We start from the raw sequence: 17,652 nt of genomic DNA on the forward strand, positions 1-17,652 counted from the left end.
CACGCAAATTACGCGCTTGCGTAGTCACATTAATGCCCAGACCAAATACCCAGCACCTTCTCGGAAAAAGAACTCGCTGACACCAGCTTCTTGAAAAGACACTTTTCGGGTTTGGCAAATCCTCACGCATCGCTGATAACGAGCTGCATAACGACTCTCTGTTATCAACATCCTCAACAAGCAGCATTTCTTTTGCCCCTGTGTAAGGAAATGCAAACTTCGGATCACTCATGCATGAAACGGCCGACCGTACAGGTTTAACCAGCAACCTGTCATCGTAAATGCCGCCGATGATTTTCCCTCTGTAATACAGAATGTGCGCTCCCATCATTGCACGATAGATTACATCGTCCAAATGGGAATAATTGTTCTAAAACGTAATCGAGATGCGCTTTATTGGACGCTTCTCCGCTTCACATGCCTTAATCAGTCTTTGCGAACGGAATCGCATAGGAAGGTAACCGTAAGATCACTCTCCTCATTCAACACCATATTTCAGGCCCAGTTCACTTAACACAAATTGCGCCATCTCTCTTACTTCCCGGTATGTGTCGGACAGAGCCGCTTTGATTGCCGGAAGGTATGCTTCCTGATATTCGTTTAGCATGACATTTAGTGCGTTTACCTTATAGCGCCATAGCTTATCCTCGGGAATATAGAAAAGCTGAGACTGCAGCACCTCGCGTAAATATTCGTAATCGGACTGAACCAGTTCCGAGAGCGTCAAATGAGCCGCCATATCCGAAAGTCCCGGAAACTCCTCCTCTTCAGACCACTTATTACGATTGTATGGACAGACTTCCTGACATACATCACATCCGTAAACCCAACCGCCAATTTTCTCTCGGCGTGGTTCGTGTGGCATATCCCATCCATCCCACGTGGTAAGACAGGACACACATGTGTTTCTGGACATCATGTACGGTTTAATAAGTGATTTGGTCGGACAAGCCTTGACACATAAATTGCATTTATCAGGGCAAGGCTTTAACGTACACTTCTCTCTGTACTCCAACGATTCATCCACAAGAAACGCCTCGAGGTACTGCCACGAACCTTTTTCCGTATAGAAAAAATTATTGCGCCGTATCAGCCCTATCCCTGCTTTCATGGCTGCCCATCGCAAAGCGGTAATCCCGAATTTTCGCTTCGTAGCAACCCGAAGACCGGTACCCTCAAGATAAGACAAAAATGCATCTGTTAGCTGATATCCTTCAGAATCCCGATTTGTTCTGCTGTCGACAAGATAGTACTTCGCGTAATGGGTTTTCAGCTCAGATGGAATCTTATATTTCCCATACCAGTAAGCACAGATGATAACGGATTTAGCCCACGGATATTGCTTAGCCGGATCGGCAAAACTACGCAACTCCTCATATTTTTTTTCTGTTTCCGGAAAATATGCGATTCTTTCTGATAATTTCTCGTCATAACCTGCCATATCTGAAACGGGAATAATACCGCATGTCAGATAACCAAGTTCATGGGCTTTTCTTACAATTTCTTCCGCTGTCATAGAATCGCTCCTTCGAAGCATAGATTGCTTTTTGAAACTTTTCCTGCAAATGTTATCCTGTCTCTCCGATATTCTTAATCTTTTACATGAAGTACGCCGTCTCTATCGGGATATGAATAGAATATCGGAAACTCCGTTTTTTTAATTTTAACCAACCTGGCTTTTTCATAAAAAGCAGGGCGCATGCGAGACAGACGGAGTATCCAGCATAATATGACGCAAGCCTTTACTTACCGCATATCGCCAAAGTACATCATACAGGACAAAGCCTGCCTTTGTGATCGATATTCCTTTTTATAAATAAAGTTTTTTAGTATCGCACGATGATTTTCTTTCAGCATCCCCCCTATCGTACTAATGATTGCGCCGTCGAATCAGTCAATCCAAAACGCGCCGCTATGTTGCTGATAGAATTGACTGATAGGAAGTAAATCAGGCTATTCTTCAAGCGAAAGATTGCTCTCGGCTTTATTGTTTGAATTGCTAATATTAATTATATATTTCCATAATTATGTTTTCTACAATATATTTCAATTCACATAACGTTGACCTAAAATTATGTTTTTTGCACCATAGTCACGAAAAGTCGTTGGAACACGCACATCCAGCATTAATAAAAAACACGAAGATACTTACAATTATGATAAATCAATTATGCTCCCCGATTATTTTTTCCATCCAAATCATGTTATACCAGCGGCCGAATTTATATCCACATGTATGAAAAGTTCCTATTTTAGAAAAACCAATGTGCTTATGAAATTGTTCACTGTTACGAGTCAGATATTCATCCTCCACAACGGGATCACCTATACATGCATACAGGTTTAGAATTCCCGCATTTTTAAGAGTCCGCTCCAAAGCTTCATACAATACACGTCCATAACCACGGCCTTTCGCATTATGATCCAAGTAGATCGTCGTCTCGCAAGAATAGTCGTACGCAGCTCTGCCTACAAATGCTCCTGCATAAGCATAGCCTCGAATCACCCCACTTTCTTCGAGAAGGAGATAGGGATATTTTTTTAGCGTACCAGTGATACGGTTCTTGAACTCATCCAAAGACGGCACATCATACTCAAACGTAATCGCTGTATTCTTCACATAGTATTCGTATATTTCAAGCAAACGACAGGCATCTTCTATTGTCACATTTCGTATCATCAGTATCAACTCCCATTCCAATCCCCCATTATTATTCTCACAATTGCAGCGTTGCCATTTGTTTACCGAACAAGCCAGCAAGAACATCCTCTACTATGCTTGCAGGAGGTGTCTTAACGAAGTACTTTGCCGTATCGCCGCTAAGATCACTCAGTTTTATCAGGTTCTTATCAGATTCCTGATACATAATAAGCAGATTGTCACTCTTAAGCCGGGTGCTTATCACGCTGCTATGTGTTGTGACAAAAAGCTGGAAATTCTTTGCAAACGCTACCTGCTGAACAAGTCTCCGAAAATTTACAGGACTTAAATGATTTTCTGGTTCTTCAATAAAGATACCGTCTACATTTTCACCAGAACGCTGCTTTTTCCGACCTCATTATCACCAAGAAAATGCCCATATACATTACCACCATTCCATACCGTGCCGAAATCACTTCATCACCTTCTCCAGCAGAGATTTGCAGCTGTCTACCACATCGTAGATGATATTCCCGCTGGAGATCGCTTTGAAATAAATGTCCCTTCGACGGTGGATCTTTGACTCCTCACTCAGGCGAAGCTGCATCGAATTCATGGAGCCTTTTGTCTCGACTACAAAACAGATATGCTTTACCGTTCCTTTATAGAAAGCAATCAACCAGTCGGGATTACCTGTTTTGTGCTTATTCTGTGAAAAAGTAAAGTTTCCTTTTGACAAATAAAGCAGAGCTTTTCTTGCCACAATCCGAAGAAAATTGTAGGAGGAAAAATCAATGATTACTACAATTTCCAACATCAATGTTCAATATCTTTCAGCCACGGTGCTTCGCCAGTGTCTGGCTGATTCAATCGGTTCTCTTCACAGAAAATAACCATTCTTTATGAGTGATTTTTGTTTCAACGACCTCGCCTTTCTACTTTGATTTTGTAGGCATCTTTATATCGCCACTTTATTTCCTTTTTCTGCGTAATACCCCACGCCGTTTTTGTCTGTATGGACTTTCAGAGATTTCAACACCTCCTCCTATTAAAACAGGTTTGAATTTAACCTATTTATTATAATAATAGAATCATCAATACTAAGGAAGTCTCATCTATGAATATAAACTCTGAAATTTTCGTGTCCATCACGGAAGCAAATCAAAACTTTTCTCATGGCCCGTATAGTTGATGAAAAAGGAGCTGTTGTTATCCTAAAAAATAATTCTCCTCGCTATCTTCGACAGTTTGTGATGTACTGACCAAGCCCCTGTCCCATATCAAGGATCCTAAACGCTGCCTACAAATCCATAAGGCATTACTGCTTGGCGTTCCTGTAAGACCTGCGATTCGTTTTATCTTCGGTCTTATTTTCAGAAGACTCTTAGATCGTTTTGTTGAATAGGACTTGAAAGACGATAATTCATCAATGACCGCCGTATCAAAGTCGAATGGAAATCCACTCTTCCCACTAAACCAATCGACATTTTCTCTGTTAATCAGATAGATACCAGCGCTTTTCTTAACGCCTCTTTTCTCTCTGACTCTATACCGATAACCACAGAATATGTTAGTCCCTTTAAGCGCTCCCATTTTTCTATTTCATCAGGCCATGTATCACTTGTTACTCGAAGTGGTGAAATGACTAGAACCTTCCCTACTTCAAATCGGTTATAAAGAGGTTCAGAGATTGCCGATAACGTTATGACGGTCTTTCCTCAATCTAAGCCCATCTCCAAAAATAAAGCAGAAACATCATGAGTAAGAATATGGTTAATTGCAAATTTCTGATAATTATGCGGATTGAACTTCATTTGGCACCACCTCGAATCTCATCAATAATATCTTGAATTATTGCCGTGTTATCAACTACATAGCGGGAAAACCCTGAAGCTGATAACTGTTTCATTCGTCTTTTCTGTAAAGTTCTTAGTTTTTTTTCCGGGAGCCTTTAATTCTATAAAAGCCATTCTCCCTTTTGGAAGAAGAACCAGTCTGTCCGGCGCTTCGTCAAACGGATTTCTTTTCGCCCTTTCGATGGGAGCCGATCCCGACAAAATCAACAAACCCACTACCGAAGCTTTCATGAACCTCATCGGCAGCCGGGACTGTGTCATCATCGGTCGTTGCGGAAACTACATTTTCCGTGACCGCAAAGACTGCGTCCGCGTTTTCACCTGCGGAAGTAAAGAAGGCCGGATTGCCATGAAAATGAAATTCTGGCACCTCACGAGAGAAGAAGCGGAAGATGTCGTTTTCCACTCTGACCAAAACAGAAAAGACTACCACAAATTCCACACCGGAGAAAATTGGGGCGAAGCCAAAAACTATGACCTCTGCATCGATGCACTCCGTCTCGGTCACGAAAAAACCGCACGCCTCATTATCGACTACATCTCTGCTGTATTGCCCGGGAGCCGCCCATGAAATACTTGATTCAATTCGGCATCATCATCACTATTTCCTTTCTCGGGGAAATGCTCCATGACTTCCTGCCGCTTCCCGTTCCCGCCAGCATCTACGGCATTATTCTTCTCTTCACTCTGCTCCATTACAAAATTCTCCACGTCGCACAAATCAGAGAAACCTCCATGCTTCTCATCAGCATCATGGCCTTTCTCTTTCTCCCTGCCACGGTCGGACTTTTAGGTGCCTGGGACTACATGAAATCCATGATTATTCCCTATATACTCATCAATATCCTCACCCTCATCATCGGTATCGGCGGTGCAGGACTTTTCACCCAATTTATTCTCACCCGCAAAAAGGAGGCCCGTCATGATTGATTTGCTCGAAGGATCCGTCTATTTCGGTGTATTCCTCGGAATTGCCTCCTACTGGCTCGGTATGTTCCTCCAAAAAAAATTCAAAAGCCCCCTCTTTAATCCCTTGCTCGTCTCAGGTATTATCATCATCGGATTCATACAGCTTACAGGCTATAACTATGAAAAAATGACAGACAGTCTGGACTACATCAATTATCTCCTCACCCCTGCCACCATCTGCCTTGCCGTTCCCCTCTACGAACAGATGAAAACCTTAAAAGACAATATGGCAGCCATATTTTTCGGAATTCTTGCCGGCGTACTCTCCAGTCTGATTTCCATATTCATTTTCTGCCTTCTTTTCGGGTTTGACCATGCCTCGTATGTCACCCTGCTCCCCAAAGCCATTACTACACCGATTGGTATGGGCGTCTCGCAAGAACTGGGCGGATACCCCTCCATCACCGTCGCCTCCATTATTTTCACGGGGATTATGGGAAATATCTTCGGTATCTACATACTGAAATACTTACATATCACCCACCCGGTAGCCAAAGGGATTGCCCTCGGCACGGCTGCCCACGGCATGGGCACGGCAAGAGCCATGGAAATAGGACCCGTAGAAGGCGCGATGAGCTCCCTTTCCATCTGCATATCCGGTATCATGACCGTCATAGGCGCCAGCCTCTTTGCCCTGTTCCTCTAAAAGATAAAAAGAAAAGGCGTACCCGAAAGGTACGCTTTTTTATTATGGTTTTAGCCTGTTTCGACAGTGAAACTGTCGAAACAAAAAACTACCCGCTATGCGGGTAGAAAACAAAAGGTTATACCAAAAATCACATCTTTATATAATAAAGGTGCTCAAATCCAAAATAACAAAAGAGGTGATTTATGGTACAAAAGACAAATTCATTATCACATACCAAATGGCTATGTAAATATCACATAGTCTTTACACCAAAGTATAGACGAAAAATAATATATAATCAATATAGAAAAAGCTTAGGAGAAATAATAAAGCTATTATGTAAATACAAAGGTGTAGAAATTATCGAAGGACATTTGATGCCTGATCACGTACATATGCTAGTAAGTATACCACCGAAATTATCAATATCAAGTTTTATGGGGTACTTAAAAGGAAAGAGTGCATTGATGATGTTTGAAAAGCATGCGAATTTGAAATATAAATTTGGCAACAGACATTTTTGGGCAGAAGGATATTATGTGAGCACAGTAGGATTAAATGAGGCAACAATAGCCAAATATATAAGAGAACAAGAAAAACAAGATATAGTAAAAGACAAGTTAAGTGTAAAGGAATATGAAGATCCATTTAAAAGGAAATAAAAAGCCCTTTAAGGGCTAAGCCAAAGAGGCAAAAACACTAGGGTTTGAGAAAAGCGAAAACCAGCGCCTTTAGACGCTGGTTGTTCATATGGGCTTATAGCCCTTGTGCAAACCACCCGTTATACGGGTGGTTTTGATTGCAAATAAGGAAGTAAATAATACGGATCACATCCGCTTGATAAAAAACTCGTTTATGTTTCCGCTTTTGCTTGCTTCCCGTCACGCGGAGACAGCTTTTTTGTGTGAGTCATTTCAGTATTTTTTGTTTTTGCTCACACTTATTTCTATTCTTTTGTTTTTACTCATACTTGCCCCTTCCGTCAACCTGTCGGTTGACACCTTCCCCGTGTCCGGGGACGGCTTACGTTTCCTATTCTTTTCTTTATGTACTCATTTAGAATCAGAATATCATGGCAAAACAAAAATACCCCTGCCGTCATTCTTGAGCGGTGGTAATACGGTAATTAGGAGCGATGGCAAGCGAATTGTATTTTTAGGAGCGCAGCGACGCGAAAATGCAATGAGACGCCATACCCGACCAACGGGAGCGGTAAGAATCCGGCATAGGCTACTCATTAAAAGCGTATATAACACCCGTATTCTTTGCCCAGATTCTTCACTTCGTTCAAGAATGACAGGCAGGTATTTAATACCGTTCTGTGACAACCGATTTTTCGTTTCTGCACACTTATTTCCATTCTTTCGTATTTACTCACACTCGCCCCTTCCGACGGCTGACGCCGCCACCTTCCCCGTAGTCGGGGACGGCTTGCGATCTGCATTTTATCGTTTTATGGCAACAATCAAGTAATATATTTAAAAACTATAAATTCTTTCTTCCTTAGCGTCAGCTTCCCCCGAACACGGAGGGAAGTGCCGAGCCTTGCGAGGCGAAAGGGGCATGTGTGCGTACACAGAACAGAATATCATGGCAAACAAAAACATCTCTGCCATCATTCTTGAGCGGCGAGCAAAATCGGAATGATGACAAAGGAAAAACATAATTTGACTCTTAGCGAAGAATCCGGCATAGGATAATCATTAAAAGCGTATATAACACCCGTATTCTTTGCCCAGATTCTTCACTTCGTTCAAGAATGACAGGCAAGTATTAATACCGTTCTGTGACAACCGCTTTTTCCGTTTCCATTCACACTTATTTCCATTCTTTCTTTTCTACTCACACTTGCCCCTTTCGTCAGCTCCGCTGACACTTTCCCCGACAAGCGGGGACAGCTTGCGTCTTGTATACTTTTCTTTATGTACTCATTTAGCATCAGAATATCATGGCAAAACAAAAACACCCCTGCCGTCATTCTTGAGCGGAGAACAGAATTGGAATGATGATGAAAGAAAAAACATCATCTGACTCTTAGCGAAGAATCCGGCAGCGGGTACAGGAAAACACATTTAATATCTCCAACCTCTGCCCGGATTCTTCACTTCGTTCAAGAATGACGGGCAAGTAGTTAATACCGTTCTGCAAAAACTGCTTTTTTCGTTTCTGCTCACACTTGCCCCTTCCGACGGCTTCGCCGCCACCTTAGCCAAGGCAAAGCGTCTCACTCACTTTTACAGCGTCGCTCCGCTCCTCGAAAAGTGGTTCGCTTGCTTCCCGTCATCCGGGGACGGCTTGCAGTTTGCATTTTATTGTTTTATGGCAATAATCAAGTAATATATTTTAAAAACTTTGAATTCTTTCTTCCTCAACGTCATATATGAATTATTTTGCTTTCTTTCATGCAGCATGAAAAAACCCCGGGGAGTTATTTCCCTCGGGGTTTTCTTTTTTACTTCGGTTGTGCCGTTTTTATGAAGTTTTATTTTGCTTTTCTCTTCTCGTTGACACGGACTCTTTCGATGACCGGGTTTCCGTTTTTGTCTTTGGAAATGACATCGATACGGAAACGTTCCAATTCCGGTTCGAATTCCTGAATCAGTTTTTCGTTTACGTTAAGGCCTTTTTGCATGGCTCTGTAAACGAGCTGCGCGAATTCGTAGCGGGTCATCATGCGATCGCCTCGGAAGGTGCCGTCCGGGTAACCTTCGAGCAAGCCCTGTTTCGTGAGCTCTTCGACCGCTTCATAGGCCCAGTGGTTTTTCTCGATGTCCGGGAAGAGTTTCATCTTCATCGGATCGAGTTCCTGTCCCTGACCGACGCCGACAATCGCCTGTCGCAATACTTCGACTTCCGAGCGGAGATCTTTGATCTCTTTCGCCATAGCGATCTTGGAGGTCGTGACGTTATTGCCCTGGCCGAGTTTCACGGAAACGCCCGCGTTCACCATGTTTTCACCGCCGCCGAACGAGCCGCCGACGCTGAACATGGTGTCTTCATTCGGACGATAGTACGCGCCGATAGCAACAGCGTTCGCGCCGCTGTAATTGCCGTAGCCGGCCGCGAAGTCCCATTTGTCATCCGGATCAAAGTCCAGCGGATGGAGAGCGGCAAGCGCAGCTGCACCCGCGCCGACTCGGTTCACACGTCCGTCCAGTTCACTCACTTTGCCGCCGAGAATGGCCAGATTCTGATTGCCCGCGTTCGCAATGGCATTGAGCTGTCTTACGTTCACCGCGTCGGTATCGGCTTTGCCGTCTGCCACGTTGGCGATTACCTTACCGCCGGCGTCAATGCCGTCTTTTTTGACGGACGGGCCGTCTTTGATGGTAAGACCGTCGTTGTTGATCGTTACGTCATTGCCTGCTTTGAAAGTGGCACTGCTTACTCTGGTCAGACCTGTCAGTTCTTTGTTCAGTTTGAGATTGTAACCGACTTTTTTGTTACCGTCCATGATGTCACCGACAACAAGGTTGGTTTCTCCTTGCGCCGCCTCGACTTTCGGACCGGTTACGGTGTATTCTTTACCGCCATTGGCATTCGTGCCTTCGCTGACAGTGACATAGTCACCTGCTACCACAGTAGTATGCTTTTTCGCCGCTTCTGCCGCATTTTGCGATACCGCTTTCAACTGATCTTCTGTCGCTGCGCGGCCGGAGACATATTTGTCAGCATCCCATGTCGTATTGGAGAGTCCTGTGATTTGTCCCTTGCCTTTCGTGCCATCAACAGTGACATCACCTGCTTTGATTTTGTCGCCGAGACTTACCTTGTAGTTGACCGGCTTTCCGTCTTCTACAATTTTTTCAACTTTGACGCCGCTTTTTCCGTCATCTGTGACGGTTACCTGATTCGCATCGACATAGTCCTTAACGGTTTTTCCGGTAACGAGATTTTCATCTTTATCTCCGCCAATGGTCCCGTCTTTCGCGATGTCTACCACATATTTTGTAGACTTGTCCGCTTGTGTTTCAGAGGTAACGGTAATCTGGCTGTTTTCTGCCGCTTCTACAGTGACTTTGCTTCCAGCGACAGTTTGTTGCAGTTTGTACAACTGTCCGCCGTTCACCGCGTCGGTACTGTTTTCAGATACGTCGCCATCTGCCACGTTGGTGATTTTCTTCTTGCCCGCGTTGATACCGCCGGTGGTGACAGACGGACCGCCTGTAATCTTAAGACCGGTTTTGTCGAGCGTTACGTCATTACCTGCTTTGAACGTGTCGCTGCTTACGCTGGTAAGGCCTGTGAGCTCTTTGTTCAGTTCGAGTTTGTAGCCTACCTTCTTGCCATCCTTATCCGTATCGTCGGTAACAGTCAGGTTTTTCTCTCCATCAACTACGGTGAGTTTCGGGCCGTTGACGGTGTAGGTCGTTCCCTTTCCATCTTCCGTTTTTTTCGTAACGGTTACATAGTCACCTGCTTCTACGGTTGTCTTGCTATTTTTGATTTCCGTCTTAAGATCGGTAACAGTTTCATTTTGGGAAATATCAATCTGTTTTCCGTCGATACCGTATTTAATGGTCGAGCCGTCTCTTGTAACGGTCAGTCCCTTATCTTTTACTGCTACATCAAAGGTAACCTCATTACCGTCTTTAATTTCCGCTTCTCCATCAACGCCGCCCGCTTTCAGCTTCCACGAGGTCATCTTAGCGGCAATAGCTTTCGTGTTCTTGTCGATGTTTTCGGTGTTCTTACCGATAGCTTCGGTATTCTTACCGATGTTTGTCGTGTTATCCGTTACCTGTTTCTTGAACTTTGCATCCAAGCCTACGGTAACGGTCGGAGCAGTATCGTTGCCGCCTACGGTCACGGTGGTTTCACCGGCTGTACCGAGGAATTGGATATTCGGCGTCGATGTTTTGCTTAAGGTCAAATCCTTTTTAGTCGTAGCGTCTGCACCGCTAATCGAGAATTTCGCGGAAATATTGGTGACTGCCGTATCTCCGTCATTGATATTTTTCACCAGTTGAGTGTTATTTACACCATACTTGATAGTCGCGCCGTTTCTCGCTACGGTAAGTCCCTGACCCGTTTCTACGTCAAAAGTAACGTCATTATCCGTATTGTTAATCGTTTTTCCGGCTTTTTCCGCGTCTTTGTCTGAAGCAGCCTTCAGAACCCAAGAGTTCATCTTGCCTGTCACAGTCGAGTTGGTATTTATCTGCTTATTGATTTGGTCATTCAGCTTGGTTTCGCTCATGCCGAGCTTCAGGCCGTCATTGTCCACGGTCGCCGTGATATAGTCATCACCCGTGACTTTAACGGTATCTTCGGCTTTCACGGTTTTTGTTCCTGTATTGGCGTCTTTCAGCGTCCAGCCTTTTTTGATGGTCGTGATGTCTTCCTTGTTGGTCGTGACTTTGCCTTCCAACGCTTTCAGCTGTGCGACGTTCACAGCATCATTGTCTTCCGCACCGCCTGCAACATTGGTAATGCGGCGGTAGTTCTGCTTAATCTTTTCATCACCAATCGTATATTCAGAATTGCCGACAGATACTACACCGTTTTCTTTCTTGAAAGCTTCCTTGGATAAGTAAGCTTCTGTTTTTACATCATCGGCAATGTTGGCAAGAGAGTTATTGCCCAAAGCAAGGGAGTTGTCAGCAGCGACACGGGCATGCGAGCCGAGTGCTACCGATTGATTGACTTTTCCTGTGCCGTCCAGTGTCGATGTAATCGCGTAATCGCCCAAGGCCATGGAGCTTTCACCAAGCGCCCTTGCGAAATGACCGATGGCGGTAGAGTTCTTTCCTTCCGCTCTGGCCTGTTTGCCCAATGCATTGGCATAGTGACCGATGGCTTTGGACAAGACACCGACAGCCACTGTATTCGTATCAAAGGCTTCCGCACCTGCCCCGACGGCGGTATTCTGATATCCGAAGGACTTCGCTCCAAATCCGACAGCTGTTGAGTTCTTCGTTTCCTTACCGGCTTCCACAACCGTGTCATCATCCACAGGCGTGTAGTAGTTATTCGAAACACCGGTGTCCGGCGTGGTTCCGTCTGCCGCCTGTTTGCCGATATAGGCTCCTCTGCCGATCGCCGTACCGTTCCATGCGGTGCTGTCCGTCGTCGCTTTGTATCCAAATACGGAAGAATGATTTCCCTCTGCCTTGGTCAGTGTCCCGACAGCGAGAGCGACTTCGCCCAGCGCTTTGGCTCCGCGCCCGTAAGCACTAGAGTCATCCGTTTTGGCTTCCGATTGCACACCGATAGCTAAAGAGTTACTTCCCTTTGCATTTGCACCATACGCCATGGCGACAGCGGTCGAAGCCTGCGCTTTCGCTGCCTGTCCGATGGCTACGCCCCAGCCGCCGGTCGCTTCCGCTTCTCTGCCGATCGCTATATCAGAATATCCGGCCGCCTTTGATTTCCATCCCGTCGCGAAAGCGGATTTACCCGATGCTGCGGCGTTTTTACCGATAGCAACCGCATCTGTCCCCGTCGCTCCGTCGTTACTCCAGTTCGTTCCGGCAGGATTTGCGCTGTCCTCAGAGTTTACTGAGAAATAGTGAATGGAAGGCAACTTGTCAATACGATCACCCAATTTGGTAATCGACTGGTTATTTGTGATATCGAGCTTGCTTCCGTTGATACTGTACTTAATGGTCGAGTTTTCTCTCGTTACGGTGATCCCGTCGCCGGAAGCGTCAAAGGTAACTTCATTACCGTTTTTGATGTCCTGCGGTGTTGTTTCGCCCTTTACTTTCAGCTTCCAAGAACTCATGACGCCACCAGGGCCTTCGGTAATGCCGAGGTCTTTTTTCAGCTGGTTCATGTTCAGCTTGTAAGTGACGTTTCTGTCCGTACCGACAGTTGAGGTCAGCGAGGAGCCGTTCTCCGTTGCTTCCGTTGTTTTGTCTACGGCAGCTTTGAAGGTAACCTCCTGCTTCGTATCTCCGCCGAGTGTAACATTCGCCGAACCCGTTCCGCCGTCTTTCACGGTGAAACCATTTTGCAATTTAGTGATATTCGTTTGGTTGGTTGTTGCGATAGTCTTGACGTCACTCAACTGTTTGAAGTTAACCGCATCGCCGTCTTCTGTACCGGCTGCCACGTTGGTAATTTTCTTACTGCCTGCATCAATGCCTGTAGCGGTTACAGACGGACCGTTTGTAATGGTCAGTCCCGTTCCTCCGAGTGTGACGTTATCACCTGCTTTGAACGTAGTACTGCTTACACTGGTAAGACCTGTGAGTTCTTTATTCAAGCTGAGCTTGTAGCCTATTTTTCTCTTATCCGTTGTGCCTGTTATTGTTTCTTCGTCATCTGCCACAGTCAGGTTGCCGCCGTCTACGGAGAGTGTCGGTCCTTTGACGGTGTATACGGTTCCGTCTACGTTCTGTTCTTTGCCTTCCGTAACAGTTACATAGTCGCCTGCTTTGACTGTGGTTCTCGCTGCTTTCAGCTGGAGTACGTTTACGGCGTCATTGTCGTGGATACCGCCTGCCACATTGACAATACGGCGATAGTTCGCTGCGACGTCCTTATCCCCTACTTTGTACGCCGGATTGCCGACCGAGACGATACCCGCTGCGGCTTTCACTTCTTCATCGCTGAGGTATGCTTTTCCGTCAATCGCTTCTTTCGCGAAAGAGTTGCTGCCGATGGCAACACTGTTTTCATCATAAGCACGCGCGCCGAATCCCAGCGCTACGCCGCCTTTTTTGTACACGATGGTATTCGCGCCGAGAGCCGTTGCGAATTCCGCGCGGGAGTCCGCCCAATGACCGACCGAGGTCGATTCTTTTTCAAATGTACGCGCCTGTTTGCCCAGTGCCGTGCTGTAATTCCCTTTGGCAACCGCCGCGGCACCGACCGCTGTCGTATTGGTGTCATGTGCTTCCGCACCTGCTCCCAATGCCGTCGTTTGGAATCCGAAAGCACTCGCTTTCATACCGATCGCCATCGAGTTTTCGCGTGCCAGTTTTCCCGGACCCGCTACTGTATCATCAGCGACCGGCAAATACGGTTCGCTCGGGTTCCATGCATCCCCCGGATTCGACATGCCCGTACCCAGATGACCCTGCGTTTTGGCGCCGACATAGGCGCCATCACCGATGGCTATTCCGCGACCACCCGTTTCATCTACCGTGCTGTTCGTTCCTACTGCAATTCCGCGGTTCGCCAACGATTTTGCCTGCGTACCGAAACTGATTCCGTTTTCCGCATCCGTTTTCGCAGTCGTGCCAATCGCAATGCCTTGATTCTTGGTTACAGCGGCCTCCTGCCCGATCGCGGTAGCGTACATTGCGGCTTGCGCCTTAGCTTCATTGCCGAGCGCTATATTGGCAAATCCCGCAGCGTCACTCTTCATGCCCAGAGCAAGTGAATAATGCGCGTTCGCGCCTGTGTGAGCGCTTGCACCCATGGCTACTGCAGCATAACCCTCACTTTTTGCTTTTTGGCCGATCGCAATGGCCTTATTTCCTGTCGCGCCGTCATTATTCCAGTTGGTGTCGGCAGGTTTTTTACTGTCATCTGCTTTGACGGAGAAATAGTGAATGGAAGGCAAGTTGTCTACTTTGGTATTCAAGGCCTTCAGCTGCGCAACGTTCACCGCGTCGGTGTCCTGTATACCTGCGGCAAGGTTGGTGATTTGTCTTGTCTTATCTGACGTGCCTACGGATATTGCGCCGTTTCCTGATTTCCATGTCGATGTCGTCTTTGCGGAGGCTTCTCCCGTGAGAGGATCATAGCCGGCAATACCCGCAGCGGTACTTGCTACGGAACCGGTACCCAAAGCCACGCCGCCGTCCTCGCTGACGTTGGCGTCATTGCCGAGGATGGTGACGTTCGATTTTTCGGTTTTCGCTTTCGTTGTCAGCGAGCCGATAATGATATTTCCATTGACGTTTTCCAACTCGTGGTTGTCGCCCAGTATCAGGTTATGACTGGAATCGACAACGGTGTTTCTGTTGCCTGTAACGATGTTATAGGTTACTCTCGGAGTGCTTGGCCCATTCTCGTCAGGTTGCGAATTGGAAATTTCGTTGCCTACGCCGGAAACTTGCGTATAGAGAGCGCCTGACACCAAGTTCCCGTCACCTTCGACGCTCACATGGCTTCTTCCCTTCTGGAAAAGGCCGGTCGGGTCGCCACCGTCTATAGGATCAAGGAAATCCTGCTCTTTTTGCTTATCTTCATCGGTCAGCGCTTCGTTATTATACGCGTCATACACAAAGTTGCCCGTACCACGGACAAACGTACCGTGAGACTCCTCGACTCTGTTCATGTTCCCGATAACTTTATCTTCCCGACCACCATTTTCCGCACTTTGAGCAAATATAGTGTTATCTGATCCGAGAATAATGCTTTGATCAAACTGTCCTTCTTTGGCCTTTAATCCACCGGTATAATTGTCCGAATTTTCACCGACGATGACGCTACCCTGTCCTCTGACAAATGAATGAGCACCTAAAGCAACGGCACCATCGCCATCTGATGATGTATGAGCACCGATAGCAATCGCACCCCGTTTGCTGGCGCCATCATTTTTGTAGTTGCCTTCATTAGGCGCCATGCCTTCACTTTTTACAGAAACGTAGTGCAAGAAAGGCATATTATTATATAAGTATCTGATTCTTGAATCATTTGTACTTACATCCGTCTTAAGACGCCCGATGTCTCCCTCGTTTGTGCGTACCCTCCCGGAAAGATTGGTAATACTTGTGGTATTGGTAGCGATTCTCGCTCCCAGCTTATTTTCCGACGCAACAAGGTCTTTCCATGCTTTGCTCTGGAGAGCTTTCAGCTGCGCCACGTTGACCGCGTCGGTGTTGACCGCGTCGGTGTTGTCCGTACCGGCAGCGACATTGATAATTTGTCGGGTAATATCCTTTTGCTGATTACCGACAGAAACGGCCGCTTTTGTGGCTTTCCACGTGGAAGTTTCGTCCGCGCCGGCGCCCAACGGATCATAACCGACTTTACCGGCTTTGCCGTAACTCGGAGAGCTATAAGATCCTACGTTGGATTCACTGCCCAACGCCACGCCGCCATCGATATCCGCTCTGGTGTTCGCGCCGAGGGTCACCGCGTCCTTCGCATAGGCTATCGACTTATATCCGAGAGCCGTTGCGTTTTCCAAGGCCGCATTGGCGCTGCTCCCGATTGCCGTACCGCCTTCAGCTAATTGTTTTTGCCAGACATCACCCACATTGGCAGTTCCGCCCAATGCGATCGAGTTTTTGCCGTACGCTCTGGCTTCCCGTCCGATAGCGACGGTATTATACACCGTTGCCGTATCATTTTCATTGCCGGCCATTGCGCTGCGACCGATGGCAATCGTATCACCGCTGTATGCCTGCGCCCCGCCGCTCGAAGATTCGTGGTCACTGCCGATGGCAATCGCACCGAGTCCTTTAGCAGTTGCGTTATTACCGAAGGCAACGGAATCCATCGCCGATGCTTCCGAGCCGAATCCGAAACTCGAGGCATAGTGTGCCTTCGCCTTCGCACCCGTACCGATGGCGGTGGAGTGACGGCCATGTGCTTTGGCATCCGTACCGATGGCAATCGCACCGAACTTTTGTGTGATGTCACTGGTTACGTAGGGTAATTTTGTTTTCGGGTCATATTGAATCGACTTACCTGATTTTGGGGTAAAGCCAGGAGCTGTAGACCAATCCGTCGTGTTATCATCTTCGTCCAAGCCGGCTTCAGCTTGAATCCCGATGGCAATACCTTTATGAACGGCACGTGCGTCGTTCCCGACGGAAACCGACTTGTCGCCCAGCGCCCAGGCATGGTTACCGATAGCGACGCCACCGTCACCGTGATAACCGTCCTTATCCTTGGATCCTCCCGCCAAAGCAGAGCGACCGATGGCAACGCCATGCTTGGCTTCCGCGAATGCACGGTAGCCGAGTGCCATGGAGTGCGCACCGAAAGCCCCGTCGTTATTGACGTTGGTCCAGTCTGATTTGGCATAGCGTTCCAGATAGTCACGGGACGGTTCAATATAGTCCGGACGTACGGCAAAATACCGAAGCGTAAGTCCGTCCTTCTTAAGTTTCTCACCGATTTTACTCGAAACATCATTATAGTAGAAAATACGATTAGCAATCGCATCAGGAAAGTTCGTGGGCCCGTACTCCGCTTTCGCACCGGGAATTTCTCCACCGTGTGCAATCTTATCAAGCAAATCTAGGGCGACTTCGTTCTTGATTTCCTCTTTTTCCTGTTGTGTCAGCGCCTGTACATCTGCCACGCCTCCTGCCAAAAGCGCAGTCATGACAAAGACGGCAAGCAGGCTGTTTTTAACACGTGACTTATTATTCCCGTGTCCTTTCGCCAGCTCGGATGCAACGACCCAGCAGTTTTTCGTCTTACTCCAAATTAACTTATAAATTTTATTCATATTTCCTCCTAAAAAGAGAATCGCAGCTAAAAGCTGCCCCCCCAAAAAATATCGACGCTATTGTTGTATTATCATTATAAGCCACATGTCAACGTATATCAAATATTTTCTATATAACTATAGTATTATTTTTAATCATGCATGACAGATATCCGGTAAGAAGTATGAAAAAGCACAGGAAATGTAACATCGTTTT

Annotated in this window: 9 protein-coding genes and 2 pseudogenes; 4 read left to right on the forward strand and 7 right to left on the reverse strand. The window is 46.6% G+C overall.

All coding sequences use genetic code 11. The features are described from left to right. Window positions 1–103: 103 nt before the first annotated feature. From C0977_RS11255 to C0977_RS11120, 5 genes and pseudogenes are all read right to left on the reverse strand, one after another. Window positions 104–404, reverse strand: a pseudogene (locus C0977_RS11255) (TfoX/Sxy family protein); the annotation flags it as partial. Window positions 405–478: 74 nt separating this feature from the next. Next, on the reverse strand, window positions 479–1,516 hold the full coding sequence (locus tag C0977_RS05105; RefSeq protein WP_101912647.1) for an epoxyqueuosine reductase: 1,038 nt from the start codon (window positions 1,514–1,516) through the stop codon (window positions 479–481). A gap of 648 nt (window positions 1,517–2,164) precedes the next feature. Next, a complete protein-coding gene (locus C0977_RS05115) occupies window positions 2,165–2,680 on the reverse strand; it encodes a GNAT family N-acetyltransferase (RefSeq protein ID WP_101912648.1) in 516 nt (171 codons plus the stop codon). A 37-nt stretch (window positions 2,681–2,717) separates the two neighbouring features. Next, a complete protein-coding gene (locus C0977_RS11350; protein WP_101912649.1) occupies window positions 2,718–3,017 on the reverse strand; it encodes an AAA family ATPase in 300 nt (99 codons plus the stop codon). A 96-nt stretch (window positions 3,018–3,113) separates the two neighbouring features. Then, on the reverse strand, window positions 3,114–3,458 hold the full coding sequence (locus C0977_RS11120) for a hypothetical protein (RefSeq protein WP_071784758.1): 345 nt from the start codon (window positions 3,456–3,458) through the stop codon (window positions 3,114–3,116). Window positions 3,459–4,726: 1,268 nt separating this feature from the next. Here C0977_RS11120 and C0977_RS11355 point away from each other — a divergent pair. The 4 genes from C0977_RS11355 to tnpA all read left to right on the forward strand — a co-directional run bounded on the left by C0977_RS11355 (window position 4,727) and on the right by tnpA (window position 6,756). Next, on the forward strand, window positions 4,727–5,068 hold the full coding sequence (locus C0977_RS11355; protein ID WP_051356062.1) for a cytidylate kinase-like family protein: 342 nt from the start codon (window positions 4,727–4,729) through the stop codon (window positions 5,066–5,068). Next, complete coding sequence (locus tag C0977_RS05150; RefSeq protein WP_023053619.1) at window positions 5,065–5,427, forward strand: CidA/LrgA family protein; 363 nt, start codon at window positions 5,065–5,067, stop codon at window positions 5,425–5,427. Before C0977_RS11355 ends, C0977_RS05150 begins: the two co-directional genes overlap by 4 nt. Beyond that, complete coding sequence (locus C0977_RS05155) at window positions 5,420–6,112, forward strand: LrgB family protein (protein WP_101912650.1); 693 nt, start codon at window positions 5,420–5,422, stop codon at window positions 6,110–6,112. Before C0977_RS05150 ends, C0977_RS05155 begins: the two co-directional genes overlap by 8 nt. Window positions 6,113–6,297: 185 nt before the next feature. Then, window positions 6,298–6,756 carry an IS200/IS605 family transposase gene (gene tnpA / locus C0977_RS05160; RefSeq protein WP_023053558.1) on the forward strand — a complete coding sequence of 153 codons (459 nt, stop codon included), beginning with the start codon at window positions 6,298–6,300 and terminating at the stop codon, window positions 6,754–6,756. A 1,820-nt stretch (window positions 6,757–8,576) separates the two neighbouring features. Here the strand turns inward: tnpA and C0977_RS11130 are convergent. Both C0977_RS11130 and C0977_RS11360 read right to left on the reverse strand, forming a co-directional pair. Beyond that, a complete protein-coding gene (locus tag C0977_RS11130) occupies window positions 8,577–16,907 on the reverse strand; it encodes an S-layer homology domain-containing protein (protein ID WP_419177924.1) in 8,331 nt (2,776 codons plus the stop codon). 33 nt (window positions 16,908–16,940) lie between these two features. After that, window positions 16,941–17,456 (reverse strand): annotated as a pseudogene (locus C0977_RS11360) (ESPR domain-containing protein); the annotation flags it as partial. Between the last annotated feature and the right edge of the window lie 196 nt (window positions 17,457–17,652).

The organism is Megasphaera vaginalis (ex Bordigoni et al. 2020), from assembly GCF_900240295.1.
GTDB classification, from domain to species: Bacteria; Bacillota; Negativicutes; order Veillonellales; family Megasphaeraceae; genus Megasphaera; species Megasphaera vaginalis.